Genomic DNA, 24754 nt, shown 5'->3' on the forward strand with positions numbered 1-24754 from the left:
GTAATGGCCGAGGTCTCCTACCGGCACCACGCGGTGGCCGGGCGCCGGGTGTTCGTCCGGGAGTCGGGACCGCCCGACGGCCCCGTCGTCCTGCTGCTGCACGGGTTCCCGACCAGCTCGCGGATGTACCGGGCGCTCATCCCGGCACTTGGCGAGCGCTACCGCGTGATCGCGCCCGACCACATCGGGTTCGGCCACTCCGACGCGCCCGCGGCCGACGAGTTCGACTACACCTTCGACGCGCTGACCGACGTCACCGAGGCGCTGCTCGACGAGCTGGGCGTCGAGCGCTTCGCGGTCGTCGTGCAGGACTACGGCGCACCGATCGCGTGGCGGCTCGCGCTGCGCCGGCCGTCGGCGATCACCGCGGTGATCAGCCAGAACGGCAACGCCTACGACGACGGGTTCGTCGAGGAGTTCTGGGCGCCGGTGTGGGCCTACTCCCGCGCGCCCGGACCGGACACCGAGCCCGCGGTGCGTGGTGCGCTCGGCGAGCCGGCGATCCGGTGGCAGTACCTGCACGGTGTGGACCGGCCCGAGCTCGTCGACCCGGACACCTGGACGATCGACGCGGCGTCCATGGCGCGTCACGGGTCGGAGGCCGCGCAGCTGAGCCTGTTCCGCGACTACGCGACGAACGTGCCGCTCTACCCGCGCCTGCACGCCTGGTTCCGGGAGACCCAGGTCCCGCTGCTCGCCGTGTGGGGGGAGAACGACGAGATCTTCGGTCCGGCCGGGGCCCGGGCGTTCGCCCGGGACCTACCGGACGCCGAGATCCACCTGGTTCCCGGAGGTGGTCACTTCCTCATCGAGAGCCACCCGGGGACCGTGCTGGGGCACCTGGAGGGCTTCCTGGAGCGGCGTCTCGGGACCGGGGCGGATCGGGGCGGTGATGACGTGGCCGGGGCACGCGCCCCGGCGGGCGTCGTGACCTAGCTCACGGTCCACGTTCCCGGAGGGCACGGCGCCATCCGCCCCCCGAACGTGGTGGCCGGCGGGGTACCGCGGTGGACGTGTGCCACGTCGTCCGTACGGTGGGGCCAATGTTGGCGATCACGGAGAACGCCGCCGAGGCGATCAAGACCCTGAGCACCGACGCCGAGCTGCCCGACGCGGGCGGCCTGCGCATCACCGCGCCGGACCCGGCCGAGGGCCTGGAGCTGGCGCTGGCCCAGGCGGCCGACGAGCAGGACACCGTCCTGCGCGGGGAGGGCATCTCGGTGTTCCTGGAGCCCGCCGCGGCCCAGATCCTGGACGACAAGGTGCTCGACGTGCAGCCGGTCACGACCGAGGCCGGTGAGGAGGAGCTGCGCTTCGCCGTCGTCGAGCAGTCCGAGGCCGTCGAGCCCGAGAACGCCTGACCCGGCCTCCCGAGACCGGCCGAGCCCCATCCGCCTGACAGGCGGGTGGGGCTCAGCCCTGTCGGTGCTCGTGTCCGTCAGCGCTCGTGCAGACGACCGTCGCGGATCTCCCACCGGCGGGTGGCGCGGACGGTGTCGAGCATCCGCCGGTCGTGGGTGACCAGCAGCAGGGTCCCCTCGAAGGCGTCGACCGCCTGTTCCAGCTGCTCGATCGCGGGCAGGTCGAGGTGGTTGGTCGGCTCGTCGAGCACCAGCAGGTTCACCCCGCGGGCCTGCAGCAGCGCCAGCGCGGCCCGGGTCCGCTCGCCCGGCGACAGCGACCCGGCCGTCCGCAGCACCTGGCCGGACGTGAGCGAGAACTTGGCCAGCAGCGTCCGGACCTCGGACTCGGGCCAGTCCGGCACCTGCTCGCCGAAGGCCCGCAGCACCGTCTGCTCGCCGAGGAACGCGTCACGGGCCTGGGCGACCTCGCCGACCTCCACCCCGGATCCGGGTCCCGCGGAGCCCGAGTCCGGTGTCACCCGGCCGAGCAGCAGCCCGAGCAGGGTCGACTTGCCGGCGCCGTTCCCGCCGGTGACCACCACCCGGTCGGCCCACTCGACCTGCGCCGTGACCGGCCCGAGCACGAAGTCCCCGCGCCGCACGAGCGCGCCGTCGGCCCGCGCGACGACCGCGCCCGACCGGGGTGCGGACGCGATCGTCATCCGCAGCTCCCACTCCTTGCGCGGTTCCTCGACGACCTCGAGCCGCTCGATCGCACGCTCGGTCTGCCGGGCCTTCGCGGCCTGCTTCTCGCTGGACTCGGCGCGCAGCGCCCGCACGTTCTTGTCCGGGTCCTTGGTCTTGCGCCGCGCGTTCCGCACGCCCTGGGCCATCCAGTTGCGCTGCATGACGGCGCGCTGCTGGAGCCCGGAGAGCTTGTCCGCGTAGGACTCGTAGTCCTCGCGGGCGTGCCGGCGGGCGAGCTCCCGTTCGGCCAGGTAGGCCTCGTAGCCGCCGTCGTAGACACCGACCCGCTGCTGGGCGAGGTCCAGCTCGACGATCCGGTTCACGGTGCGGGACAGGAACTCGCGGTCGTGGCTGACCAGCACGGTCGGCGTCCCGCCACGGCGTCCGAGCGCCCCGACGAACGCCTCGAGCCGTTCCAGGCCGTCCAGGTCGAGGTCGTTGGTCGGCTCGTCGAGCAGCAGCAGGTCGTAGCGGGACAGCAGCAGCGCGGCGAGGTTCGCCCGCGCGGCCTGCCCGCCGGAGAGCCCGGTCATCGGCGCGCCGGGGGCGGCGTCCAGCCCGACCTGCCGCAGGACGTCGCCGGCCCGCTCGTCGACGTCGGCGCCGCCGAGCGCGAGCCAGCGGTCCAGAGCGACGGCGTACCGGTCGTCGGCCCCCGTGACGCCCGCGCCGAGCGCCTCCGCCTCGGCGTCCATCGCGGACTGGGCCGCGGTGACGCCGGTGCGCCGGGCCAGGAACTCCGCGACGGTCTCCCCGGGCCGGCGGTCCGGCTCCTGCGGCAGGTGCCCGATCGTCGCGTCCGGCGGGGCGAGGGTCAGCGTCCCCGCGTCGGGCGGGCGGGTGCCGGCCAGGATCGACAGCAGGGTGGACTTGCCGGCGCCGTTGGCGCCGACCAGCCCGATCACGTCGCCGGGAGCGACGACGAGGTCGAGGCCGGAGAACAGGGGACGGTCGCCGTGCCCGGCGGCCAGGCCGGAGGCATGCAGGGTCGCGCTCATGTCCCGCGGAACGCTACCCGGTGGCGTGATCTACAGGGCGCCGGCGAACAGGTTCTGCAGCGCGGCCCAGTGCCGCTGCGCGGCGGCGTCGTCGTACGAGGGGGCGTCCGGGACGGCGAATCCGTGCGCCGCCGGGTAGGTCTCCAGCGTGTAGCCGACCCCGGCGTCGTGCAGTGCCTCGTCCAGCCGTTTCTTCTGCTCGTCGGGGAAGGACCGGTCGTCCTCCGCGCCCGCGACGTAGACGGTGGCCCGCATCCGGTCGGCGAGCCGGTGCACGCTCGTCGTGTCCTCGGTGGCCGGGTTGCCCGGGTGGAACGCCGCGGCCGCGGCCACCCGTTCCGGCTGGGTGCCGGCGGTGCGCAGGCTCATCACCCCGCCCATGCAGTACCCGGTGACCCCGATCCGGGGCCCGGTGACCTCGGGCCGGTCGAGCAGGGCGCTCACCCAGGCCTCGGCGTCGATCGCGACCAGGCCGGGTTCCAGCGAGCCGACCATCCCCATCAGCCGCGCCCGCTCGTCGTCGTCGGAGAACGCGGTGGCGAAGTCGAACGGGGCCCAGTCGCCGTGCCGGTGGTAGACGTCGGGCAGCAGCACCGCGTACCCGAGCGAGGCCAGGTGCTCGGCCATGTCGTGGATGGCGGGCCGGGGCCCGCCGGCGTCGGAGTAGAAGAGCACCCCCGGCCACGGACCGGCGCCGTCCGGGGTGTGCAGCGACGCCGGGGCGTCACCGTCCGGGGTGGGGATCGTCAGGTCGGTGCGGGGCATGCGGCGGCTCCCGGGAGACGAGAAACTCGGACGAGCCCGTTCTACGCCTCCCGGGAGCCGGGTGCAGGGTGCGCTCAGTTGCGGGCGAGCGCGTCGTCGGCGTCGAGCCGGCGGGTGCGGGTCTCGGAGTAGAGCGCGACCGCGATGATCGTCACCACCGAGCTGGCCGCGATGTAGGCGGCGATCGCGTAACCGGACCCGGTCGCGACCAGCAGCGACGCCGCGATCAGCGGCGCGAGACCACCGGCGAACACCGAGGCCAGCTGATAGCCGATCGAGATGCCGGAGTAGCGCACCTTGGTCCCGAACAGCTCGGACAGGAACGCCGCCTGCGGGCCGTACATCGCACCGTGCAGCACCAGCCCGACGCTGACGGCCAGCGCGGTCAGCGCGAAGCTCTGGGTGTCGAGCAGGAAGAAGAACACGAACGCCCAGACGCCGACGCCCGCCGCGCCGAACAGGTACACCGGCTTGCGGCCGACCCGGTCGGACAGCGCACCCCACAGCGGGATCGTCACCAGGTGGATCGCGGCGCCGATCAGCACCGCACCCAGCACGAACGACGACGGCAGGCCGTACTGCTCCTGCATGTAGGTCGCGATGACGATGGTGAAGATGTAGTAGGAGACGTTCTCGGCGAAGCGGGCGCCCATCGCGGTCAGCACCTCGCGCGGGTACTGCTTGAGGACGTCCAGGATCGGCATCGTCTCCTTCTCACCGGCAGCGGCGCGCTCGGCCGCCTTGGCCTGCGCCTCCTTGAACACCGGCGACTCCTCGACGGCGAGCCGCACCCAGAGCCCGATGATCACCAGGACCGCGGAGAGCAGGAACGGGATCCGCCAGCCCCAGGACAGGAACTGCTCCTCGGGCTGGGCGAACGCCATGATCGCGAGCATCGCCTGGGCGAGCAGCTGGCCGGCCGGGGCGCCGGCCTGTGGCCAGCTGGCCCAGAAGCCACGGTGTTCCGGCTTGCCGTGCTCGGAGACGATCAGGACCGCGCCGCCCCACTCACCGCCCAGCGCGAAGCCCTGGATCAGGCGGAGCAGCACGAGCAGCAGCGGGGCGAGGAACCCGACCTGCCCGTACGTGGGCAGCAGGCCGATCGCGAACGTCGCGAAGCCCATCATCATCAGCGACAGCACGAGCAGCTTCTTGCGGCCGATCTTGTCGCCGTAGTGGCCGAAGACCAGACCGCCGACCGGGCGGGCGATGAAGCCGACCGCGAAGGTGCCGAGCGAGAGCAGCAGTCCGGTGGCGCCCTCGGTGTCCGGGAAGAACACCTGCGGGAAGACCAGCGCCGCGGCGACGCCGTAGAGGAAGTAGTCGTACCACTCGACCGTGGTCCCGAGCATGCTCGCGGAGACGACCCGCACGATCGGTGTGTGCGGCTGGTCCGTGGCGGTCGATCCCCCGGACCCTCCCTGGTCCGGCGCGGGCGCCCCGGATTGCGTGTCGGACACGGTCTCTCCCCATCGTGAGACTGGCTGTCGGTCGCGTCACAGTAAGTCGGAAGTGTCACGATTTCACCGTCTGCGACCACATCCGTGAGCCGACCGTGACGTGCCCGGGCCACACCCGGCGGCGTGGACGGCCACACTGGACCGCATGGCCGACGCCGACTACCTGCCGTTGCCCGAGGACTTCGATCGTGCCCTGGTCGTGGTCGCGCACCCCGACGACATGGAGTACGGCGGCGCCGGAGCCGTCGCCCGCTGGACCGCGCAGGGCCGCGAGGTCTCCTACCTGCTGGTCACCCGCGGTGAGGCGGGGATCGACACCCTCCGTCCCGACGAGTGCGCCCGGGTCCGCGAGGACGAGCAGCGCGCGGCCTGCGCGGCGGTCGGGGTGACCCGGTGCGAGTTCCTCGACCACCCCGACGGCCTGGTCGAGTACTCGCTCGCGCTGCGCCGCGACATCGCCGCGGCGATCCGGCGGCACCGGCCGCAGCTGGTCGTCACCGGCAACCACCGCGGGTACTGGGACGTTCTCGGCGAGTACCCCGACCAGGCGGACCACGTCGCCGTCGGCCGGGCGGTGATCGACGCGGTCCGGGATGCGGCGAACCGGTGGATCTTCCCCGGCGCCGGCGGGGAGCGCTGGGACGGCGTGCGCGGGATCGCCGCGGCCGCGTCGCCGTACGCCCGGCACGCGGTCGACATCTCCGACCACCTGGACGCCGCCGTCGCGTCCCTGGCCGCGCACGCCCGCTACCTGGAGGCGCTGTCCGGACCGATGTCCGATCCGGACACGTTCCTGCGGGACGAGGCCCGGAAGGCGGCCGAGCGACTGCCCGGCGCGTCCGCCGCGACGACGTTCGAGTACCTGCAGCCGTAGGTCATCGCCGCCTCTCTCCTAGGGTCGAGGGGTGAACCGCTCCACCGCCCAGGCCCGCGTGCTCGTCGACGAGCTCGTCCGCGCGGGGGTCACCGACGCGGTCCTCTGCCCGGGCTCGCGCAACGCCCCACCCGCGTTCGCGCTGGCCCGCGCCGACGCGGCCGGGCTGCTGCGCCTGCACGTCCGGATCGACGAACGCACCGCCGGGTTCCTCGCCCTCGGGCTCGCGGCGGCGTCCGGACGGCCGGTGCCGGTCGTGGTGACGTCCGGGACGGCGGCCGCGAACCTGCACCCCGCCGTGCTGGAGGCCGCCTACTCCGGCGTGCCGCTGCTCGCGCTGACCGCCGACCGGCCGCCGGAGCTGGTCGGGACCGGCGCGAGCCAGACGGTCGTGCAGCCGGGGATGTTCGGTCCGGCGGTGCGCTGGACCGGAGCGCTGCCCGTCCCGACCACCGCCGCCGACGGCGAGGCCCGGCTGTGGCGGTCCGCGGTGGTCCGGGCGGTGGCCGCGGCGACCGGCGCGGCCGGCGGCGCGCCGGGCCCGGTGCACCTGAACCTGCCCTACGCCGAGCCGCTGGTACCCGACGACGATGGGGATCCGGCCCTCCCGGGGGCTGACGTTCCGTCGGGGCGCGACGGCGGCGGTCCCTGGACCGCCGTACCCCGCGCCGTCCGGACGCTGCCCCCGCTGCCGCTGGACCCCCGGGCCCGCACCGTGGTCGTCGCCGGGACGGGTGGGCCGGGAGCCGGCCCCGGGCTGCTCGGCGGTGCGCCGCTGGTCGCGGAGCCGGCGTCGCCGTGGTGGCCGCACGCGCTGCGGACCGCGCCCTGGCTGCTGGACCTGCCCGCGCTGCGGCCCGAGCAGGTCGTGGTCCTGGGCCGGCCGACGCTGCACCGGTCGGTGGCCCGGCTGCTCGCCGACCCCGGCGTCGCCGTGTACGCCGACCCCGGGCAGGACGGGGCGCCCTGGACCGACGTCCCGGGCACCGTGCGCGCCGTCGGCGCGCTGCCCGCGCTCGACCCGCCGCAGGACTTCGTCCGGGCCTGGGCCGATGCGGACCGTCGCGCTACGTCCACACTGGACATTGCGCTGGACCGCGAGCCCGGGTCCGGTGCGCCGGGCCTGCGGCTGGCCCGGGAGCTGGTCGAGGCCCAGCCCGGCGGCGGGCAGCTGGTGCTGGGCTCGTCCAACCCGGTGCGCGACGTCGCGCTGGCCGCGGCGCCGCGTCCCGGTCTCGTCATCCGCGCCAACCGCGGCGTCTCCGGCATCGACGGGACCGTGTCCACCGCCGTCGGCGCCGCGCTCGCCCACGACGGCCCGACCGCGCTGCTGCTCGGCGACCTCACCCTGCTGCACGACACGACCGGCCTGGTGCTGGGGCCGTCCGAGCCGTCGCCGGATCTCACCGTCGTCGTGCTCGACGACGACGGCGGCGGCATCTTCCACCTGCTCGAGCAGGGCGGCGACGCGCACGCGCACGCGTTCGAGCGGGTCTTCGGTACCCCGACCGGCGTCGACGTGCTCGGCATGGCCCGCGCCGCCGGCTGGGACGCGCGGAACTGGTCCGGCGACCCGGCCGAGCTCGCCGCACGCCCCGGTTCCGGACGCCGGCTGCTCCGGGTGGCCGCGACCCGCACCGGCCTGCGCGGGACGCACGAGGCGCTGCGGCGCGAGATCCGGGACGCCCTCGGCTGAGCGCGTCCCGCCCCCGGGTCAGCCCTCCAGAGCCTCACGGACGGCGCGCATCTTCGCCGCGGCCTCACGCACCTCGGAGTCCGGGTCCGAGTCGGCGACGATCCCGCACCCGGCGAACAGCCGCGCCGTGCGACCGTCGAGCTCCGCGCAGCGCAGCGCCAGGCCCATCTCCCCGCCGCCGCCGGCGTCGACCCAGCCGACCGGGCCGGCGTAGCGGCCGCGGTCGAGCCCCTCGATCTCGGTGATCAGCGCGGTCGCGTCCGGGGTCGGGGTGCCGCCGACGGCCGCGGTCGGGTGCACCGCGCCGGTCAGCGTCAGCAGCGACGCCGGCCGGGCCGGGTCGAGGCGGGCGCGGACGTCGCTGGCCAGGTGCGACACGTTCGGCAGGGTCAGGACCTGCGGCGCCTCGGGCACCTGCAGGTCGCACACCAGCGGGGCCAGCGAGGCGGCCAGCGAGTCGACGGCGTAGGCGTGCTCGCGCCGGTCCTTCGCCGAGGCGAACAGCGTGCCGCCGATCTCGGCGGCGGTGAGGCCCTCGGAGTCCGGCCACATCGTCCCGGCCAGCACCCGGGACTCGACGGTGCGCCCGTCGAGCCGCAGCAGCAGTTCCGGCGTCGCCCCCACCAGGCCGTCGACGGCGAAGCTCCAGCACGTCGGGTACCGCGCGGCCAGGCCGTGCAGCAGGAACCGGGCGTCCAGCGGGTCCTCGGCGTGCACCAGCAGGTCGTGCGCCAGGACCACCTTGTCGAGCGTCCCGGCGCGCAGCCGCCCGACGGCCTCGGTCACGGCGGCGCGGTAGCGGTGCGACGAGACCTGGCCGTCGGCGTAGCGCAACCGCCCGTCGGGACGGACCGGGGACGGCACGGGCAGCTCCGGCGCCGTCTCCGGTTCCGACGCGGGGGATATCTCGGTGATCCACGCGCGGTGGCCCCGACGTCCGACGACGACCCGCGGCACCACCAGCACCGAGCCGGGGGAGGCGTCGTCGAAGGTGAAGGAGGCGAAGGCGACCGGCCCGGTGCCCGGCAGCCGGATCTCGTCCCGGGTGGAGCAGGCGTCGACCACCGAGCGCCACCAGCGGTCGGCCTCGGCGAACCGCTCGGGGCCCGACGTGGTGAACCGGGCCGCCTCGCCCCAGCCGACGACGCCCTCACCGCCGCGCACCCAGGACAGCGCACCGCTGCCCTCGGGCAGCACGTCCAGCAACGGCCCGTCGATCCGGAGCGGGCGGGTACGGACGCGCAGCGCGGTGGTGGCCGGTGCGACTGTCACACCCCGAGCGTAGGCAACGGCCGGTGGCGGTGTCGGGTCGGCGGGGCGAGGCACCGGCCACACCCCGGCGTCCGGGCGTCCCTAGAATCGGCGGCCGTGACGAGTCCGACCGAGGACGTGCTGACCGAGACCCGGGCCGCCGCGCTCCGCCTCCTGGGGCGGGTGCGTTACCGCGTGCCGGAGATCGTCGCCGGTGTCGGGCTCACGCTCACCATGCTCCTGCTGCTGTCGCTGGGCGGTGCGTTCGCCAACGACGCCCGCATCGACGACAACCGCGCCACCACCGCGGCGACGGTGCTGGACGGGTCGGACTACTGGCGCACCCTCGTCCGGTTCGTCGACGACCGCGGCCGCCTGCAGACCCCGGGCGGGGGCGTCTACTACCCGGTCGGTCTCACCCCGGGCGAGAACATCTACGTCGAGTACGACACCACCGACCCCACCCGCGTCCGGGTCGCCGGACGCACCGCGGTGGACGGCATCCTGCCGATCGCCGGCGGGATCGCCGCGGTCTGGGTGGTGTTCGGCCCGGCCACGGTGGCGCTGCGCCGCCGCCGCGCCCGCCGCGAGCAGGCCTAGACCGAACCCCGCCAGAGCGCGTACATCTCGGACGCCACGTCCGGCGCGGCGACCAGCATCCCGCCCTCCGGCAGGGCGGCGGCCCGGCCGTCCCGGTCGAGCACCACGGCCCCGGACTCGGCGGCCAGGCAGAGCGCGCCGGCGACGTCCCACTCGTGACAGCCCTCGAGCACCGCGGCCACCGCGTGCCCCAGCGCCACCTGGGTGATCGCCAGCGCCGACGAGCCGAGCACCCGCACCCCGGCGTGCGCGGCCCGGCAGCGCGCGGCGAACCCGGCGTCGGGATCCTCGGCGCAGATCAGCGACCCGGCCACCCGGCAGGCCCTCCTGCCCGGCACCGGGACGCCGTTCGCGCGGAACCCGCGGCCGCGGGCGGCGGCGTAGATCTGGCCGCGTCCGGGGTCGGCGACGACGCCGACGGCCGGTCCGTCCGGGTCGACCAGGGCCAGGCTGTAGGCGCACCACGGCAGCCCCGCGACGTAGTTGGCCGTGCCGTCGACCGGATCGACCACCCAGCGCATGCCGGCCGCGGTGGGGTGCGCGGGGCCCTCGCCCCAGCCGTACTCCTCGCCGACCACCGGGTAGCCGGGGAACTCGGCGGCCAGCACCCGCCGGGTGTGCCGTTCCAGGGTGCGGTCGGTGTCGGTGACCCAGTCGAACGGGTTCGCCTTGGCCCGGGCGTCGAGGGTGCCGCCGCGCTCGCGCCCGAGGGTCGCGGTGATCACCTCGGCGGCGTCGTTGGCGAGCCGGCCCGCCGTCTCCAGCGCGCGGGAGAGCAGCGCCGGGTCGACCGGGGGAGCGGGTCGGGCGGTGTGCGGGACGGCCGTCATGCGCGCCGAGTCTGCGCGTCCGCGGTGTCCCGGCCGCGACGCGCAGGTGACGGCTCCGCGCCGGTCACACCAATTCACCGGGCGGGCGAACCCGTTGTTCGCGAGGCGTTCCGCCACTGATCACGCCGCCGACCCGGTGCGGCGTCCCGCGCCGACCAGGCTCGGCGACGTGCGCGTCGCAATCGTCTCGGAATGCTTCCTGCCGGTGGTCAACGGCGTCACCAACTCGGTGCTGCGGGTCTGCGAGCACCTGCGCCGGAACGGGCACGACGTCGTCGTGATCGCGCCCGGCGTGGGTGAGCCGGCCGGGTACGACGGGGTCCCGGTCGTCCGGATCCCGGCCGTCGACCTGCCGGTGGTCAACTCGATGCCGGTCGGTGTGCCCAGCCGGCGGATCCTGCGGGCGCTGCGGGCGTTCCGGCCGGACGTCGTGCACCTCGCCGCGCCGTTCGTGGTCGGCGCACGCGGGCTCGCCGCCGCGCGCCGGCTCGGGGTGCCGACGGTCGCGGTCTACCAGACCGACGTCGCCGGGTTCGCCGCCTCCTACGGGCTCGGGCTGACCGCCCGCGCCGCGTGGCGCTGGACCTGCCGGCTGCACTCGCTGGCCGACCGCACCCTGGCTCCGAGCAGCTGGGCGACCGGCGCGCTGCGCGAGCGCGGCGTGCCGCGGGTGCACCAGTGGGCCCGCGGTGTCGACACCCGCCGGTTCACCCCGTCGAAGCGCAGCGCCGCCCGGCGGGCCGGTCTCGCCCCGCACGGCGAGAAGCTGATCGGGTTCGTCGGCCGGCTCGCCCCGGAGAAGCAGGTGCAGCGGCTCGCGGTGCTGGGCGAGCTGCCCGGGACGCGGCTGGTGGTGGTCGGTGACGGCCCGAGCACCGAGGACCTGCGACGACGGCTGCCGTCGGCCGCGTTCCTCGGCCACCGCGGCGGGGACGAGCTCGCCGAGATCTACGCGTCGCTCGACGTGTTCGTCCACACCGGACAGGCTGAGACGTTCTGCCAGGCCGTGCAGGAGGCGCTGGCCTCCGGGGTGCCGGTGGTCGCCCCGGACGCCGGCGGGCCGCGGGACCTGGTCCTGCCCGGGCGCACGGGGTACCTCGTCGCGCCCCGTCCGGAGACCGGAGAGCCCGGGGACCCGGCCACCGACGCCGCCGACCACGAGCTGGCCGACGCGGTGCGGACGCTCTGCGACGACCCGGTGCGGCACCGGTCCTTCGCGGCCGCGGCCCGGCAGTCGGTGCTGCGCCGGACCTGGACCTCGGTCGGCGACGAGCTGCTGGCGCACTACGCCCAGGTGCTCGCCGCCGGCGGCACCACCGCCGCTGTTCCCACGGACCGCGCCGCCTGACCGCACGCCGCCCTCCGCCGTCGGGCCGCGCGCCGCGGCGCCTCGTCGCCCGCGTGGCGACCCGCCGCACTGCGTGGCACCCCTCCCACGGGGTGCCACGGCAGGTCACGGAGTGCGGCGGCAGGCTGCGGCGTGCCCGAGCGCCCGGCGCTGCTCGGTCGGCGTCCCGTCGGGGTGTGCGGCGACCTCCCGCCGGACGCCACGGGGTGCCGCAGGCCGCGGCGTGCGTAGTCGTGCGGATCCGGCGGCGGGGGGCGGCAGCGCAGGGTGGGCGGCATGACTCACGTGGGCCGCACGATCGTCGTCGAACCGCAGGGTGAGCTCGGCCGGGTGGACACCTCGGCCGCGAGCGAGCTGATGCACCGCCTGCTCGACCGCTCGCCGGGAGTGCGCGCGATCGCCCGGGACCAGGTGCTCGCCGCGCCGGAGCGGGTGATGCCGCCGGTGCTGTTCGCGCTGTCGGAGAACCTGGTCGCCGCCGGCGAGATGGCCGACGCCGCGATGTGGTTCTACGCCGCGCAGGTCCGGGCCCGGTTCGATGCCACCCGCTGCACCGACACGACCGCGGCCTCGGCGCTGGCGGTCCTGCGCGACCGGTTCGGCGAGCCGGTGAACCGGTGGGCCTTCGCCGACCCGCGCCGCGTCCGTCGTGCCGCGGTCCGGGCCGTGGCCTGGGACCGCGCGGCCCCGCACGACTACGACCACCGCTGGATCGCCCTGCACGGCATGGGCGCCTTCACCGGCCCGGGCGACGGCGTCAGCACCCCGCCCGAGGAGTGGCCCGCCACGGCCGCCCGGGTCCGCGCCGAGTACCTCACCGGGCTGCGTGCGGTGCTGCGCGAGCAGTTCGGCACCGGTGCGTAATCTCGTGGCGTGTCCCGCGCCGACCTCGACAAGGACCCGCACGCCGTCGCCCGCATGTTCGACGGCGTCGCCCGGCGCTACGACCTGACCAACACCGCCCTGTCCGGCGGGCTGGACCGGCACTGGCGGGCGCAGACCCGACGCGCCCTGGCCCTGCGGCCGGGTGACAAGGTCCTCGATCTCGCGGCGGGGACGGCGGTGTCCACCGTCGAGCTGGCCCGCGACGGCGCCTGGTGCGTCGCCGGGGACTTCTCGCTCGGGATGCTGCGCGCCGGCCTGCACCGGGACGTGCCCCGGGCCGCCGCGGACGCGATGCACCTGCCCTTCGCCGACGGCGCGTTCGACGCCGTCACGATCTCCTTCGGACTGCGCAACGTCGCCGACCCGGACCTCGGGCTGCGGGAGATGGCCCGGGTCACCCGTCCCGGCGGTCGGCTGGTCGTCTGCGAGTTCTCGACGCCCACGGTCCCGTCCTTCCGGGCGCTCTACCAGGGCGTCGTGCTCCGGCACGTGCTGCCGGCGGTGGCCCGGACGGTGGCGTCGAACCCCGAGGCCTACCTCTACCTCGCCGAGTCCATCCGGGACTGGCCCGCGCAGCCGGAGCTGGCCGAACGCATCGGTGCCGCCGGCTGGGATCAGGTCGCCTGGCGCAACCTCACCTTCGGCGCCGTCGCCCTGCACCGCGCCGTCAAGCCCGCCTGACCGGATCCGGCCGCGCCCCGGGACGGCGCCGTCCCCCGACCGCGCGCAGCGGCGACACCCTGACGCCGCTCGGACTTCTTGCGCCGCAACATGTTCGCCGCCATTCACCGATCCGGGGGCGCCAAACCGTCCGGTACGTCCTACACTGCGCACGAGGTTCGTGAAGATTTTCACAAGCGTGGTGGCCGACACGCCGACAGGATCCGTCCGACCAGCGCGGATGCGGATCACAGGTGACCCCCGACCCACGGCAGGTAAGGCTCGCCTGGGTCGTTCGTCACAAGGTGTCCGACCTAGGGTCAGCCCGAGCGGCTTGTCGATCACCACCAACGGCGGTGGCCGCGCGACTACGAAGGTGTACGGATGCTCGATCCCTATCTCCCGCTCGTCCTGCTGTTCGTGTTGGCGGCGGGGTTCGCGGTCTTCTCCGTCGCGGCGGCTCCGCTGATCGGTCCTCGCCGCTACAACCGGGCCAAGCTCGACTCCTACGAGTGTGGGATCGAGCCCTCTCCGCAGCCGGTGGTCGGCGGCGGACGCGTCCCGGTCGCCTACTACCTCACGGCGATGTTGTTCATCCTGTTCGACATCGAGCTGGTGTTCATGTACCCGTACGCCGTCATCGCCGATGCGGTCGGCCTGTTCGGGTTCGTGGCCATCACGCTCTACATCGCCACGATCGGCTTCGCGTACGCCTATGAATGGCGGCGCGGCGGACTCGAGTGGAGCTGACGTCATGGGACTCGAGGAGAACCTGCCCAGCGGTGTCCTGCTGACCAACGTCGAGAAGCTGGTCAACTGGACCCGGAAGTCGTCGCTCTGGCCGGCCACCTTCGGCCTGGCCTGCTGCGCGATCGAGATGATGACCACCGGGGCGTCCCGGTACGACCTGGCCCGGTTCGGCATGGAGGTCTTCCGGCCCTCGCCCCGCCAGGCCGACCTGATGATCGTCGCCGGCCGGGTGAGCAACAAGATGGCCCCGGTCCTGCGCCAGATCTACGACCAGATGCCCGAGCCGCGCTGGGTGCTCGCGATGGGCGTCTGCGCCAGCTCCGGCGGCATGTTCAACAACTACGCGATCGTCCAGGGCGTCGACCACGTCGTGCCGGTGGACATGTACCTGCCGGGCTGCCCGCCGCGCCCGGAGATGCTGATCGACGCGATCCTCAAGCTGCACGCCAAGATCCAGGACGAGCCGCTCGGCGCGAAGCGCGCCGCGGAGCTGGCCGAGTCCGGGCACCGCACGCCGATGGTCCCGTCGTCGGTCAAGTACGCGCCGAAGAGCAAGCAGCTCGGCGCGCTCAAGGGTGTGTCCACCCCGGACATCCCGAACATCCTCGAGCCCGGTGCGCAGCCGAAGGACACCTACAAGGAACTGCCGTCGCTGGCCGACGCCGCGCGCCTCACGGGAGGTGAGTCGAAGTGACCGAGCCGACCGGGACCTCCAAGGATGACGCCGAGCCCACCGGCGGGGCGCACTCCAGCTCGCAGGAGAGCGGCGCCGCGCTGGAGGAGCAGCAGGCCGGCGGCGGGGGTGACGCGCTGGCGGGTGTCCGTCCGGCCGGGACCTCCGCGGAGCCCGCGGGGCTGCCCGCGAGCCGCACCCGCAGCGGCATGTTCGGCGTCCGCGGCACCGGCGACACCTCCGGCTACGGCGGCCTGCGGCTGCCCGGCTACGCCCCGGCACCCGCCGAGCGGCCGTTCGGCGGCTGGTTCGACGAGTTCGCCGACGAGCTCGGCGCCGCCCTCGACGAGCGTGCCGTCCCGCGCACGTCGATCGAGCAGGTCACGATCGACCGCGACGAGCTGACCCTCTACGTGCAGCCGGACCGGCTGCACGCGGTCGCGAAGACGCTGCGCGACGACCCGGGCCTGCGCTTCGAGTTCTGTTCCTCGGTGTCCGGTGTGGACTACTCGGCGCCGGACGGCGCGCCGGTGGACCGGCCGGTGCACGTCACCTACCACCTGCTGTCGATGACCTACCGGCGCCGGATCCGGCTGGAGGTCGCCCTCGAGCTGGACGACCTGCACGTCGACAGCGTCGTGGACGTCTACCCGACCGCGGACTGGCACGAGCGCGAGACCTGGGACATGTTCGGCGTCGTCTTCGACGGCCACCCGGCACTGACCCGGATCCTCATGCCGGACGACTGGGACGGACATCCCCAGCGCAAGAGCTACCCGCTGGGTGGCATCCCCGTCGAGTACAAGGGCGCGGAGATCCCCCCGCCCGACGAGCGGAGGGCGTACTCGTGACCGACACCCGGACCGACGCCACCACACCCACCACGCCGCAGGACCCGTACGCCGCCCCGGAACGGGAGACCACCGAGGGCACCGTCTACACGGTCACCGGCGGCGACTGGGACACCCTGGTCGACTCCGAGCACGACGACCGCATCGTCATCAACATGGGTCCGCAGCACCCGTCCACGCACGGGGTGCTGCGCCTGGTGCTCGAACTCGAGGGCGAGACCGTCACCCAGGCCCGCTCGGTGATCGGCTACCTGCACACCGGCATCGAGAAGAACTGCGAGTACCGGACCTGGACCCAGGGGGTCACCTTCGTGACCCGCGCGGACTACCTGTCCCCGCTGTTCAACGAGGCCGCGTACTGCATGGGCGTCGAGAAGCTGCTCGGCGTCGAGGTGCCGGCCCGGGCCGAGCACATCCGGGTACTGCTCCAGGAGCTGAACCGGATCGGCTCGCACCTGGTCGCGCTGGCCACCGGCGGTATGGAGCTCGGCGCGCTGACCGGCATGACGTCCGGGTTCCGGGAGCGCGAGGAGGTCCTCCACCTGCTGGAGTTCCTCACCGGCCTGCGGATGAACCACGCCTTCATCCGCCCGGGCGGCCTCGCCCAGGACCTGCCCGACGGCTGGCAGGAGCGGGTGCGCGAGTTCCTGGCCGTGATGAACAAGCGGCTGCCCGACTACGACAAGCTGCTCACCGGCCAGCCGATCTGGAAGCAGCGCCTGGAGGGCATCGGCTACCTGCCCGTCGACGGCTGCCTGGCCCTCGGCGTGTCCGGGCCGATCCTGCGCTCGGCCGGGCTGGCCTGGGACCTGCGCAAGCACATGCCGTACTCGGTCTACGACCAGTACGACTTCGAGGTCCCGACGGCCACCGAGGCCGACTGCTACGCCCGCTACAAGCTCCGCGTCGCCGAGATCCACGAGTCGCTCAAGCTCATGGAGCAGGCGGTGGCGAAGATCGACGAGCTCGGGCCGGGCCGGGTCATGGTCGACGACCCGAAGGTCGCCTGGCCGGCGCAGCTGTCGGTCGGAAGCGACGGGATGGGCAACACCCTCGAGCACGTCCGCAAGATCATGGGTCAGTCGATGGAGTCGCTGATCCACCACTTCAAGCTGGTCACCGAAGGCTTCCACGTCCCGCCGGGCCAGGCCTACGCCGCCGTCGAGTCCCCGCGCGGGGAGATCGGCGCGCACCTGGTCTCGGACGGCGGCACCCGCCCGGTGCGCGTGCACCTGCGCGACCCCAGCTTCGTGAACCTGCAGGCGATGCCGGCGATGAGTGAGGGCGGCCTGGTCGCCGACGTCATCGCGGCCGTCGCCTCGATCGACCCGGTGATGGGAGGGTGCGACCGATGACGCTCCCGGGAGGAAACCCGGAGTCCAACTCTCCGGCCCCGGTCACGCCGACCGAGCGCGAGTTCCCGGCCCCGCCGGAGCCGTCGCCGGTGTCGCCGGTCTTCGACGAGCTCACGCGGGCGCGGACCACGGAGGTCATCGCCCGCTACCCGGAGTCCCGCTCCGCGCTGCTCCCGCTGCTGCACCTGGTGCAGTCGGTCGAGGGCTACGTGAGCCAGGACGGGATCCGGTACTGCGCCGAGGCCCTGGAGCTGACCACGGCCGAGGTCTCCGCGGTGGCGACCTTCTACACCATGTACAAGCGCAGCCCGTGCGGCGAGCACCTGGTCAGCGTGTGCACCAACACGCTGTGCGCGGCGCTCGGTGGCGACGACATCTTCTCCCGCCTGCGCACCCACCTGGGCTCGGAGGACCGGCCGCTCGGCCAGGAGGAGACGGCCGGCGAGCCCGGCAGCCCCGGGTCGATCACCCTGGAGCACGCGGAGTGCCTGGCCGCCTGCGACCTCGCGCCGGTGCTGCAGGTCAACTACGAGTACTTCGACAACCAGACGCCTCACTCCGCGGTCGAGCTGGTGGACGCGCTGCGGGCCGGGGAGAGGCCGCAGCCGACCCGCGGTGCCCCGCTGACCGACCTGCGCACGATCGAGCTGGAGCTGGCCGGCTTCACCGACGACGCGTCCGATGTGGACACCACGGCGCGCGTCGAGGGCCCGTCCGGCGCGATCGAGTCGGTGCGCGGGGCGCGGATGGCCGAGGAGAACGGCTGGACCGCCCCGGCGATGCCCGACGAGCACCCGGCGATGCCCGCGCTACCGGAGAAGAAGTGATCCCATGACCTCTCCCGAGAACGACGCCGTGCGCAAGCCGGACCCCATCACGCCGGTCCTGACCCGGCGCTGGCTCTCGCCGCGGTCCTGGTCGATCGACACCTACGAGCAGCTCGAGGGCTACACCTCGCTGCGCACCGCGTTCGCCGCCCACCCCGACCAGCTCATCCAGCTGATCAAGGACTCCGGGCTGCGCGGACGCGGCGGTGCCGGCTTCCCGACGGGCATGAAGTGGGGCTTCATCCCGCAGGACGACGGGTCCGGCAAGGGCCCCGGCGCGAAGCCGAAGTACCTGGTCATCAACGCCGACGAGGGCGAGCCGGGTACCTGCAAGGACATCCCGACGATGATGGCCGACCCGCACGCGCTGATCGAAGGCTGCATCGTCACCAGCTACGCGATCCGCGCGCACTTCTGCGCGATCTACGTCCGCGGCGAGGCGGTGCACTGCATCCGCCGGCTGCGCGCGGCGGTCCGCGAGGCCAAGGCGAAGGGCTACCTGGGCACCGACATCCTCGGCTCCGGGTTCGACCTGGAGATCGTGGTGCACGCCGGGGCCGGTGCCTACATCTGCGGCGAGGAGACGGCGCTGCTCGACTCGCTGGAGGGCCGGCGCGGGCAGCCGCGGCTCAAGCCGCCGTTCCCCGCGACCTCGGGGCTCTACGCCAGCCCGACCGTGGTCAACAACGTCGAGACGATCGCCAGCGTGCCGGCCATCGTCACCGGCGGCTCCGGCTGGTTCCGCTCGATGGGCCGGGAGAAGTCGCCCGGCCCGAAGATCTACTCGCTCTCCGGGCACGTCGAGCGCCCCGGCCAGTACGAGGCGCCGCTCGGCACCACGCTGCGCGAGCTGCTGGAGCTGGCCGGCGGGATGAAGGACGGGATCCCGCTCAAGTTCTGGACGCCCGGCGGGTCCTCGACGCCGCTGTTCACCGCCGAGCACCTCGACGTCCCGCTGGACTTCGAGGGCGCCGCCGAGGCCGGCTCGATGCTCGGGACGACGGCGGTTCAGGTCTTCAACGAGACCGTCTCGGTGCCGTGGGCGGTCATGAAGTGGACCGAGTTCTACAAGCACGAGAGCTGCGGCAAGTGCACCCCGTGCCGGGAGGGCACGTACTGGCTGGTGCAGGTGCTGCAGCGGATGGTGCGCGGCGAGGGGACGACCCAGGACATCGACATGATGCTCGACGTCTGCGACAACATCCTCGGCCGCTCCTTCTGCGCCCTCGGTGACGGTGCGACGAGCCCGATCACCAGCGCGATCCAGTACTTCCGCCAGGAGTTCCTGGACCTCATCGCGGCACAGCCCGATGTGGACCGTCCGGAGCAGCTGGCCCAGCTCACCGGAGCCACCACATGACGCTCTCACCCGAGAAGTCGACCGAGACCCCGGTGCCCGAGGGGCACGTCCGGCTCACCATCGACGGCCGCGTCGTCGACGCCCCCAAGGGCGAGCTGCTGATCCGCACCTGCGAGCGGCTCGGCATCGTGATCCCGCGGTTCTGCGACCACCCGCTGCTCGACCCGGCCGGCGCCTGCCGGCAGTGCCTGGTCGAGGTCGAGATGGGCGGCCGGCCGATGCCGAAGCCGCAGGCCAGCTGCACGATGACGGTCGCCGACGGCATGGTCGTCAAGACCCAGGAGACCTCCGAGCGGGCGGACAAGGCGCAGCAGGGTGTGATGGAGCTTCTGCTCATCAACCACCCGCTGGACTGCCCGATCTGCGACAAGGGCGGCGAGTGCCCGCTGCAGAACCAGGCGATGGCGCACGGCCGGGCCGACTCCCGCTTCGTCGAGAAGAAGCGGACCTTCCCCAAGCCGCTGCCGATCTCGAGCCAGGTGCTGCTCGACCGTGAGCGCTGCGTGCTCTGCCAGCGCTGCACCCGGTTCTCCGAGGAGATCGCCGGCGACCCCTTCATCGACCTGCTGGAGCGCGGCGCGAACCAGCAGATCGGCATCGCCGAGGACCAGCCGTTCCAGTCCTACTTCTCCGGCAACACCATCCAGATCTGCCCGGTCGGCGCGCTGACCAGCGCCGCCTACCGGTTCCGGTCCCGGCCGTTCGACCTGCGCTCGACGAAGAGCACGTGCGAGCACTGCGCGTCGGGCTGCGACATGCGGACCGACTCCCGGCGCGGGACGGTGCTGCGCCGGCTCGCGGGCAACGACCCGGAGGTCAACGAGGAGTGGCTCTGCGACAAGGGCCGCTTCGCCTTCCGCTACCTGAGCAGCGCCGGCCGGATCACCCGGCCGATGGTGCGCGGCGCCGACGGTGAGCTGGCCGAGGCCTCCTGGACCGAGGCGCTGCGGGTGGCCGCCGAGGGCCTGCTCGCCGCCCGCGCGGGTGGCGGGATCGGTGTGCTGCCCGGTGGCCGGCTGACCGTCGAGGACGCCTACGCCTACGCCAAGTTCGCCCGGGTGGTCGCCCGCAGCAACGACGTCGACTTCCGGGCCCGGCCGCACTCCGACGAGGAGCTGGAGTTCCTCGCCGCGCACGTGGTGGGCGGGACTCCCGAGGACTCGGTGACCTTCACGGCGATCGAGAACGCCCCGGCGGTGCTCACCGTGGGCACCGACCCCGAGGAGGAGTCGGGCATCGTCTTCCTCCGGCTGCGCAAGGCGTGGCGGAAGAAGGGGCTGCGGCACTTCCAGATCGCCCCCTTCACCACGACGGGTGCGGAGAAGACCGGCGCCACCGTGCTGCACGCGGTGCCGGGCGGCGAGGCCGCGGTCGTCGCCGACCCGGGGGCGGACGTCGTCACGGCGCTCGGCCAGGCCGGCGCCGTGATCCTGGTGGGGGACCGGGCCGCCGAGACGCCCGGGCTGTACTCCGCGGTGTCCGCGCTGGCCGCGCGCACCGGTGCAGCGATCGGCTGGCTGCCGCGCCGGGCCGGGGACCGCGGCGCGGTGGAGACCGGCGCGCTGCCGACCCTGCTGCCCGGCGGGCGCCCGGTCACCGACCCGAAGGGCCGCACCGAGGTCGAGCGCGCCTGGGGCCTCGGTCCCGGCGAGCTGCCGGCCGAGCCGGGCCGCGACGCCGCCGGGATCCTGGCCGCGGCCGCGTCCGGCGAGCTCGCCGGCCTGGTCGTCGGCGGGGTCGACCCGAACGACATGGCCGACCCGCAGGCCGCGATCACCGCGCTGCGCGAGGTCGGGTTCCTGGTCAGCCTGGAGATGCACACCTCCGCGGTCACCGAGCTCGCCGACGTCGTCCTGCCGGTCGCGCCGGACGCCCAGCGGGCCGGGTCGTACCTGAACTGGGAGGGCCGGCGTCGGGAGTTCGGGGTGGCGCTGGACGCCACCGGCGTGCTGCCGGACTGCCGCGTGCTGGACACCCTCGGCGTCGAGATGGACGCCGACCTGTTCACCCAGACCCCAGCCGCCGCGGCCGGGGAGATCGCCCGGCTCGGGTCCGTCCGCCCGGGCAGCACCGCCCCGACCGGCCGGCCCGGCGACGTGCGGGTGCCCGGCTACGGCCAGGCGGTGCTCGCGACGTCCCGGCAGCTGATCGACGACGGCAGCCTGGAGATCGACGAGCCGGCCCTGGCCGGCACCGCCCGGCGGCCCTACGTCCGGGTCAACACCGCCACCGCGGACCGGCTCGGACTGGTCGAGGGCGACGGCGCGACGGTCCGCACCGACCGCGGCGCGATCACGCTCCCGGTGTCGCTGGCCGACCTCCCGGACGGCGTGGTGTGGCTGCCCACCTGCTCGCCGGGCTCGCACGTGCGGCCCACGCTCGGCGCCGGCCACGGTGACCTGGTCGGCGTCGTGCCGGCGGTCGGGGACGACGGAGCCGTCGGGAACAGCACAGAGAACGGAAACGGATCGTGAACGCGCTCCTGATGCTCCCCGCGCAGGTCCCGCCGCCCCCGATCGAGGGGATGAACCGGACCCAGGAGCTGCTCGCCTCCGACCCGATCTGGCTGATCATCATCAAGGTCGTCGGCCTGTTCGCGCTCGGCGTCGTGCTGACCCTGTTCATGATCAACTGGGAGCGCAAGGTCGTCGGCCGGATGCAGCAGCGCCCGGGCCCGAACCGGACCGGTCCCGGCGGCTGGCTGCAGAGCCTCGCCGACGGCCTGAAGCTGGCGTTCAAGGAAGACATCATGCCCGCGAACGCGGACAAGAAGGTCTTCTTCGTCGCCCCGATCATCGCCACCATCCCGGCGTTCGTGGCCTTCTCGGTCATCCCGTTCGGTGGCGAGGTCACGATGTTCGGCCACCAGACCGTGCTGCAGCTGGTCGACGTGCCGGTCGGCGTCCTGGTGGTGCTGGCCTGCTCGTCGATCGGTGTCTACGGGATGGTGCTCGGCGGCTGGGCGTCCGGTTCGCCCTACGCGCTGCTGGGGTCGCTGCGCTCGGCGGCGCAGGTGATCTCGTACGAGATCGCGCTGGGTCTGGCGGTGGTCGGGGTGGTGCTCTACGCCGGGTCGCTGTCGACCTCGGAGATCGTCGCGTCGCAGATGTCGGGCTGGTACTTCTGGCTGCTGGTCCCGAGCTTCGTGGTCTTCGTGATCGCGATGGTCGGCGAGACCAACCGTGCCCCGTTCGACCTCCCCGAAGCGGAGTCGGAGCTGGTGGGCGGGTTCCACACCGAGTACTCGTCGCTGAAGTTCGCGCTGTTCTTCCTGGCCGAGTACGTGAACATGGTGACCGTCTCGGCGATGGCGGTGACGCTGTTCCTGGGCGGCGGGATGTGGCCGTGGCCGTTCACGTCGTTCAACGACAACGGCTGGTTGATGTTCCTGGCCTTCATCGTGAAGACGATGCTGTTCCTGTTCGTGTTCATCTGGCTGCGCGGGACACTGCCGCGGTTCCGCTACGACCAGTTCATGAAGCTGGGCTGGAAGATCCTGGTCCCGGTGATGCTGGTGTGGATCGTGGCGATCTTCGGCATCAACACCTGGCGCAGCACCGGTGGCGACAACGTGGTGCTGCTGCTGTCGCTGATCGGGTTCGGGCTGGCCGTGGTGCTCACGATCGCGCTGCTGCTGCCGGACCGGCCGGTCGACGAGCGGGCACCGGTGGAGCCGGCGTCGGACTACCCGGTGCCGCCGCTGGACCTCGAGGTCCCGGCGTCACCGCCGAAGCGCCGCAAGGCCGTGCGAGCCGGAAGGGAGACCGAGTAGATGTTCGACTTCTTCAAGGGATTCGGCGTCACCTTCTCGACGATGTTCAAGAAGGTCGTCACCGAGGAGTACCCGGAGGACTTCCCGCCCGCCGCGCCGCGCTACCACGGCCGGCACCAGCTCAACCGGCACCCGGACGGGCTGGAGAAGTGCGTCGGCTGCGAGCTGTGCGCCTGGGCCTGCCCGGCGGATGCGATCTACGTCGAGGGCGGCGACAACACCGAGGAGGCCCGGTACTCGCCGGGTGAGCGCTACGGCGCGATCTACCAGATCAACTACCTGCGGTGCATCGGCTGCGGCCTGTGCATCGAGGCCTGCCCGACCCGCTCGCTGACGATGACCAACTTCTACGAGCTGGCCGACGACAACCGGCAGGACCTCATCTACACCAAGGAGCAGCTGATGGCTCCGCTGCTGCCCGGCATGGAGCAGCCGCCCCACCCGATGCGGCTCGGCGAGGACGAGCAGGACTACTACGTGTCCGGCCCGACCCTCGCCAAGGTGTCCACCCAGGACCAGACGGGGGAGCAGCAGCGATGAGTACGGCCGTACTGGCCCAGGCCGCCGGGGAGGTGAGCACCGGCGAGGCGATCGCGTTCTGGATCCTCGGGCCGGTCGCCCTGGCCGGCGCTCTGGGCCTGGTGTTCGCCCGGCACGCGGTGCACGCCGCGCTGCTGCTGGTGATGACGATGTTCTCGATCGCCGTGCTGTACCTGGTGCAGACCGCGCCGTTCCTCGGGTTCGTGCAGATCATCGTCTACACCGGCGCGGTGATGATGCTGTTCCTGTTCGTCCTGATGCTGGTCGGGCGGGACTCGAAGGACTCGGTCATCGAGGTTCTGCGCGGGCAGCGGGCCGCGGCCCTGCTGTTCGGTGTCGGGCTGGCCGCGCTGCTGGTCGGCGGCCTGTCCCGCGGCCTCGTCGACGTCACCCCGGCCGGTCTCGCGGCCGGCGGGCTCGGCTGGAACGGTAACGTCCCCGGCCTGGGCCGGCTGATCTTCACCGACTACCTGCTGGCGTTCGAGCTGACCGCGGCGCTGCTGATGGTCGCCGCGCTCGGCGCGATGGTGCTGACCGGCTCGCAGAGCTCGCAGCACACCAAGGTCGGCCAGCGGGAGACGGTGCTCCGCCGGCTGCGCGGCGAGCACGCCCGCGTCTCGCCGCTGCCGGGCCCGGGCGTCTACGCCACCGCGAACTCGGTGGCCGTCCCCGCGCTGCTGCCGGACGGCTCGGTCGCGCCGGAGTCGATGGCCGACATCATCGAGTCGGTCCAGGTCGACGTCCCGGACACCACCACCCCCGACGCGCACTCGCTGACCGGCCGCCGCGCGCCCGACCGCACGATCTCCGCGGGCGAGGCGAGCGACACCGACGACCACCGGGAGGGGGAGCAGCGATGACCCCCGAGTACTACCTGCTGCTCTCCGCGCTGCTGTTCTCGATCGGCGCCGTCGGCGTGCTGGTGCGCCGCAACGCCGTCGTCGTGTTCATGTGCATCGAGCTGATGCTGAACGCGGTGAACCTGACGCTGGTCACGTTCTCCCGGATCCACGGGAACCTGGACGGCCAGGTGATGGCGCTGTTCGTGATGGTGGTCGCCGCCTGCGAGGTGGTCGTCGGCCTGGCGATCATCACGGCGATCTTCCGCACCCGTCAGTCGTCCTCCGTGGATGACGCGAACCTGCTGAAGTACTAGGGAGCGTCCGCCC

24 protein-coding genes are annotated in these 24754 nt (G+C 73.4%); 19 read left to right on the forward strand and 5 right to left on the reverse strand.

Going from position 1 to position 24754, the window contains the following annotated elements; genetic code table 11:
* The first annotated feature begins 3 nt into the window (after positions 1 to 3).
* Positions 4 to 936, forward strand: a complete 933-nt coding sequence (locus WIS52_RS08160; protein WP_349297526.1) for an alpha/beta fold hydrolase — start codon at positions 4 to 6, stop codon at positions 934 to 936.
* Positions 937 to 1043: 107 nt separating this feature from the next.
* The gene (locus WIS52_RS08165; protein WP_349297527.1) at positions 1044 to 1361 is read left to right on the forward strand and encodes an adhesin; all 318 of its coding nucleotides are present in this window, start codon (positions 1044 to 1046) and stop codon (positions 1359 to 1361) included.
* A 77-nt stretch (positions 1362 to 1438) separates the two neighbouring features.
* Here WIS52_RS08165 and WIS52_RS08170 read toward each other — a convergent pair whose 3' ends face one another.
* The 3 genes from WIS52_RS08170 to WIS52_RS08180 all read right to left on the reverse strand — a co-directional run bounded on the left by WIS52_RS08170 (position 1439) and on the right by WIS52_RS08180 (position 5205).
* Entirely contained in the window at positions 1439 to 3088 is a 1650-nt protein-coding gene (locus WIS52_RS08170) for an ABC-F family ATP-binding cassette domain-containing protein (RefSeq protein WP_349297528.1), read from the reverse strand.
* A gap of 30 nt (positions 3089 to 3118) precedes the next feature.
* On the reverse strand, positions 3119 to 3853 hold the full coding sequence (locus WIS52_RS08175) for a dienelactone hydrolase family protein (protein WP_349297529.1): 735 nt from the start codon (positions 3851 to 3853) through the stop codon (positions 3119 to 3121).
* A 74-nt stretch (positions 3854 to 3927) separates the two neighbouring features.
* Positions 3928 to 5205, reverse strand: coding sequence for an MFS transporter (locus tag WIS52_RS08180; protein WP_349297938.1), 1278 nt, complete (start codon positions 5203 to 5205; stop codon positions 3928 to 3930).
* Positions 5206 to 5458: 253 nt separating this feature from the next.
* Here WIS52_RS08180 and WIS52_RS08185 point away from each other — a divergent pair, with 253 nt between their 5' ends.
* Positions 5459 to 6187, forward strand: a complete 729-nt coding sequence (locus WIS52_RS08185) for a PIG-L deacetylase family protein (protein WP_349297530.1) — start codon at positions 5459 to 5461, stop codon at positions 6185 to 6187.
* 31 nt (positions 6188 to 6218) lie between these two features.
* On the forward strand, positions 6219 to 7883 hold the full coding sequence (gene menD / locus WIS52_RS08190) for a 2-succinyl-5-enolpyruvyl-6-hydroxy-3-cyclohexene-1-carboxylic-acid synthase (protein ID WP_349297531.1): 1665 nt from the start codon (positions 6219 to 6221) through the stop codon (positions 7881 to 7883).
* An 18-nt stretch (positions 7884 to 7901) separates the two neighbouring features.
* Here menD and WIS52_RS08195 read toward each other — a convergent pair whose 3' ends face one another.
* Positions 7902 to 9155: an isochorismate synthase gene (locus tag WIS52_RS08195; RefSeq protein ID WP_349297532.1), complete on the reverse strand. Its 1254-nt coding sequence runs from the start codon at positions 9153 to 9155 to the stop codon at positions 7902 to 7904.
* 96 nt (positions 9156 to 9251) lie between these two features.
* Here WIS52_RS08195 and WIS52_RS08200 point away from each other — a divergent pair, with 96 nt between their 5' ends.
* A complete protein-coding gene (locus tag WIS52_RS08200; RefSeq protein ID WP_349297533.1) occupies positions 9252 to 9734 on the forward strand; it encodes a DUF3592 domain-containing protein in 483 nt (160 codons plus the stop codon).
* Here the strand turns inward: WIS52_RS08200 and WIS52_RS08205 are convergent.
* Entirely contained in the window at positions 9731 to 10564 is an 834-nt protein-coding gene (locus tag WIS52_RS08205; RefSeq protein WP_349297534.1) for an inositol monophosphatase family protein, read from the reverse strand. The genes WIS52_RS08200 and WIS52_RS08205 overlap by 4 nt on opposite strands.
* A 169-nt stretch (positions 10565 to 10733) precedes the next feature.
* On the opposite strand from WIS52_RS08205, the gene WIS52_RS08210 reads away from it, so the two are divergent.
* The 14 genes from WIS52_RS08210 to nuoK all read left to right on the forward strand — a co-directional run bounded on the left by WIS52_RS08210 (position 10734) and on the right by nuoK (position 24741).
* A complete protein-coding gene (locus WIS52_RS08210; RefSeq protein WP_349297535.1) occupies positions 10734 to 11912 on the forward strand; it encodes a glycosyltransferase family 4 protein in 1179 nt (392 codons plus the stop codon).
* Positions 11913 to 12188: 276 nt separating this feature from the next.
* Positions 12189 to 12776 (forward strand): hypothetical protein, encoded by a 588-nt coding sequence (locus WIS52_RS08215; RefSeq protein ID WP_349297536.1) that lies wholly within the window; start codon positions 12189 to 12191, stop codon positions 12774 to 12776.
* A 9-nt stretch (positions 12777 to 12785) separates the two neighbouring features.
* Complete coding sequence (locus WIS52_RS08220) at positions 12786 to 13478, forward strand: demethylmenaquinone methyltransferase (RefSeq protein ID WP_349297537.1); 693 nt, start codon at positions 12786 to 12788, stop codon at positions 13476 to 13478.
* A 363-nt stretch (positions 13479 to 13841) separates the two neighbouring features.
* Positions 13842 to 14207 (forward strand): NADH-quinone oxidoreductase subunit A, encoded by a 366-nt coding sequence (locus tag WIS52_RS08225; protein WP_349297538.1) that lies wholly within the window; start codon positions 13842 to 13844, stop codon positions 14205 to 14207.
* A 4-nt stretch (positions 14208 to 14211) separates the two neighbouring features.
* Positions 14212 to 14901, forward strand: coding sequence for a NuoB/complex I 20 kDa subunit family protein (locus WIS52_RS08230; protein ID WP_349297539.1), 690 nt, complete (start codon positions 14212 to 14214; stop codon positions 14899 to 14901).
* A complete protein-coding gene (locus WIS52_RS08235) occupies positions 14898 to 15731 on the forward strand; it encodes an NADH-quinone oxidoreductase subunit C (protein ID WP_349297540.1) in 834 nt (277 codons plus the stop codon). Before WIS52_RS08230 ends, WIS52_RS08235 begins: the two co-directional genes overlap by 4 nt.
* Entirely contained in the window at positions 15728 to 17086 is a 1359-nt protein-coding gene (locus WIS52_RS08240) for an NADH-quinone oxidoreductase subunit D (protein ID WP_349297541.1), read from the forward strand. Before WIS52_RS08235 ends, WIS52_RS08240 begins: the two co-directional genes overlap by 4 nt.
* Entirely contained in the window at positions 17083 to 17913 is an 831-nt protein-coding gene (nuoE, locus tag WIS52_RS08245) for an NADH-quinone oxidoreductase subunit NuoE (protein WP_349297542.1), read from the forward strand. Before WIS52_RS08240 ends, nuoE begins: the two co-directional genes overlap by 4 nt.
* A gap of 4 nt (positions 17914 to 17917) precedes the next feature.
* A complete protein-coding gene (gene nuoF / locus WIS52_RS08250; RefSeq protein WP_349297543.1) occupies positions 17918 to 19273 on the forward strand; it encodes an NADH-quinone oxidoreductase subunit NuoF in 1356 nt (451 codons plus the stop codon).
* The gene (locus tag WIS52_RS08255; protein ID WP_349297544.1) at positions 19270 to 21747 is read left to right on the forward strand and encodes an NADH-quinone oxidoreductase subunit G; all 2478 of its coding nucleotides are present in this window, start codon (positions 19270 to 19272) and stop codon (positions 21745 to 21747) included. Before nuoF ends, WIS52_RS08255 begins: the two co-directional genes overlap by 4 nt.
* A gap of 50 nt (positions 21748 to 21797) precedes the next feature.
* Positions 21798 to 23045: an NADH-quinone oxidoreductase subunit NuoH gene (gene nuoH / locus WIS52_RS08260; RefSeq protein WP_349297939.1), complete on the forward strand. Its 1248-nt coding sequence runs from the start codon at positions 21798 to 21800 to the stop codon at positions 23043 to 23045.
* Positions 23046 to 23585: an NADH-quinone oxidoreductase subunit NuoI gene (gene nuoI, locus WIS52_RS08265; RefSeq protein WP_349297545.1), complete on the forward strand. Its 540-nt coding sequence runs from the start codon at positions 23046 to 23048 to the stop codon at positions 23583 to 23585.
* Entirely contained in the window at positions 23582 to 24445 is an 864-nt protein-coding gene (locus tag WIS52_RS08270) for an NADH-quinone oxidoreductase subunit J (RefSeq protein ID WP_349297546.1), read from the forward strand. The genes nuoI and WIS52_RS08270 overlap by 4 nt, the downstream gene beginning before the upstream one ends.
* Complete coding sequence (gene nuoK / locus WIS52_RS08275) at positions 24442 to 24741, forward strand: NADH-quinone oxidoreductase subunit NuoK (protein ID WP_349297547.1); 300 nt, start codon at positions 24442 to 24444, stop codon at positions 24739 to 24741. Before WIS52_RS08270 ends, nuoK begins: the two co-directional genes overlap by 4 nt.
* The last annotated feature ends 13 nt before the right edge of the window (positions 24742 to 24754 follow it).

The organism is Pseudonocardia nematodicida (assembly GCF_040105385.1).
GTDB classification, from domain to species: Bacteria; Actinomycetota; Actinomycetes; order Mycobacteriales; family Pseudonocardiaceae; genus Pseudonocardia; species Pseudonocardia nematodicida.

Excerpts from the sequence above, each read along its gene's own strand:
- WIS52_RS08255 (WP_349297544.1), top strand. The coding sequence starts at position 19,270 with ATGACGCTCTCACCCGAGAAGTCGACCGAGACCCCGGTGCCCGAGGGG.
- WIS52_RS08160 (WP_349297526.1), top strand. The coding sequence starts at position 4 with ATGGCCGAGGTCTCCTACCGGCACCACGCGGTGGCCGGGCGCCGGGTG.
- nuoH (WP_349297939.1), top strand. The coding sequence starts at position 21,798 with ATGAACCGGACCCAGGAGCTGCTCGCCTCCGACCCGATCTGGCTGATC.
- WIS52_RS08170 (WP_349297528.1), bottom strand. The coding sequence starts at position 3,088 with ATGAGCGCGACCCTGCATGCCTCCGGCCTGGCCGCCGGGCACGGCGAC.
- WIS52_RS08175 (WP_349297529.1), bottom strand. The coding sequence starts at position 3,853 with ATGCCCCGCACCGACCTGACGATCCCCACCCCGGACGGTGACGCCCCG.
- WIS52_RS08225 (WP_349297538.1), top strand. The coding sequence starts at position 13,842 with ATGCTCGATCCCTATCTCCCGCTCGTCCTGCTGTTCGTGTTGGCGGCG.
- nuoE (WP_349297542.1), top strand. The coding sequence starts at position 17,083 with ATGACGCTCCCGGGAGGAAACCCGGAGTCCAACTCTCCGGCCCCGGTC.
- WIS52_RS08180 (WP_349297938.1), bottom strand. The coding sequence starts at position 5,205 with ATGCTCGGGACCACGGTCGAGTGGTACGACTACTTCCTCTACGGCGTC.
- WIS52_RS08270 (WP_349297546.1), top strand. The coding sequence starts at position 23,582 with ATGAGTACGGCCGTACTGGCCCAGGCCGCCGGGGAGGTGAGCACCGGC.
- nuoK (WP_349297547.1), top strand. The coding sequence starts at position 24,442 with ATGACCCCCGAGTACTACCTGCTGCTCTCCGCGCTGCTGTTCTCGATC.
- nuoI (WP_349297545.1), top strand. The coding sequence starts at position 23,046 with ATGTTCGACTTCTTCAAGGGATTCGGCGTCACCTTCTCGACGATGTTC.
- WIS52_RS08205 (WP_349297534.1), bottom strand. The coding sequence starts at position 10,564 with ATGACGGCCGTCCCGCACACCGCCCGACCCGCTCCCCCGGTCGACCCG.
- nuoF (WP_349297543.1), top strand. The coding sequence starts at position 17,918 with ATGACCTCTCCCGAGAACGACGCCGTGCGCAAGCCGGACCCCATCACG.
- WIS52_RS08215 (WP_349297536.1), top strand. The coding sequence starts at position 12,189 with ATGACTCACGTGGGCCGCACGATCGTCGTCGAACCGCAGGGTGAGCTC.
- WIS52_RS08230 (WP_349297539.1), top strand. The coding sequence starts at position 14,212 with ATGGGACTCGAGGAGAACCTGCCCAGCGGTGTCCTGCTGACCAACGTC.
- WIS52_RS08165 (WP_349297527.1), top strand. The coding sequence starts at position 1,044 with ATGTTGGCGATCACGGAGAACGCCGCCGAGGCGATCAAGACCCTGAGC.
- WIS52_RS08185 (WP_349297530.1), top strand. The coding sequence starts at position 5,459 with ATGGCCGACGCCGACTACCTGCCGTTGCCCGAGGACTTCGATCGTGCC.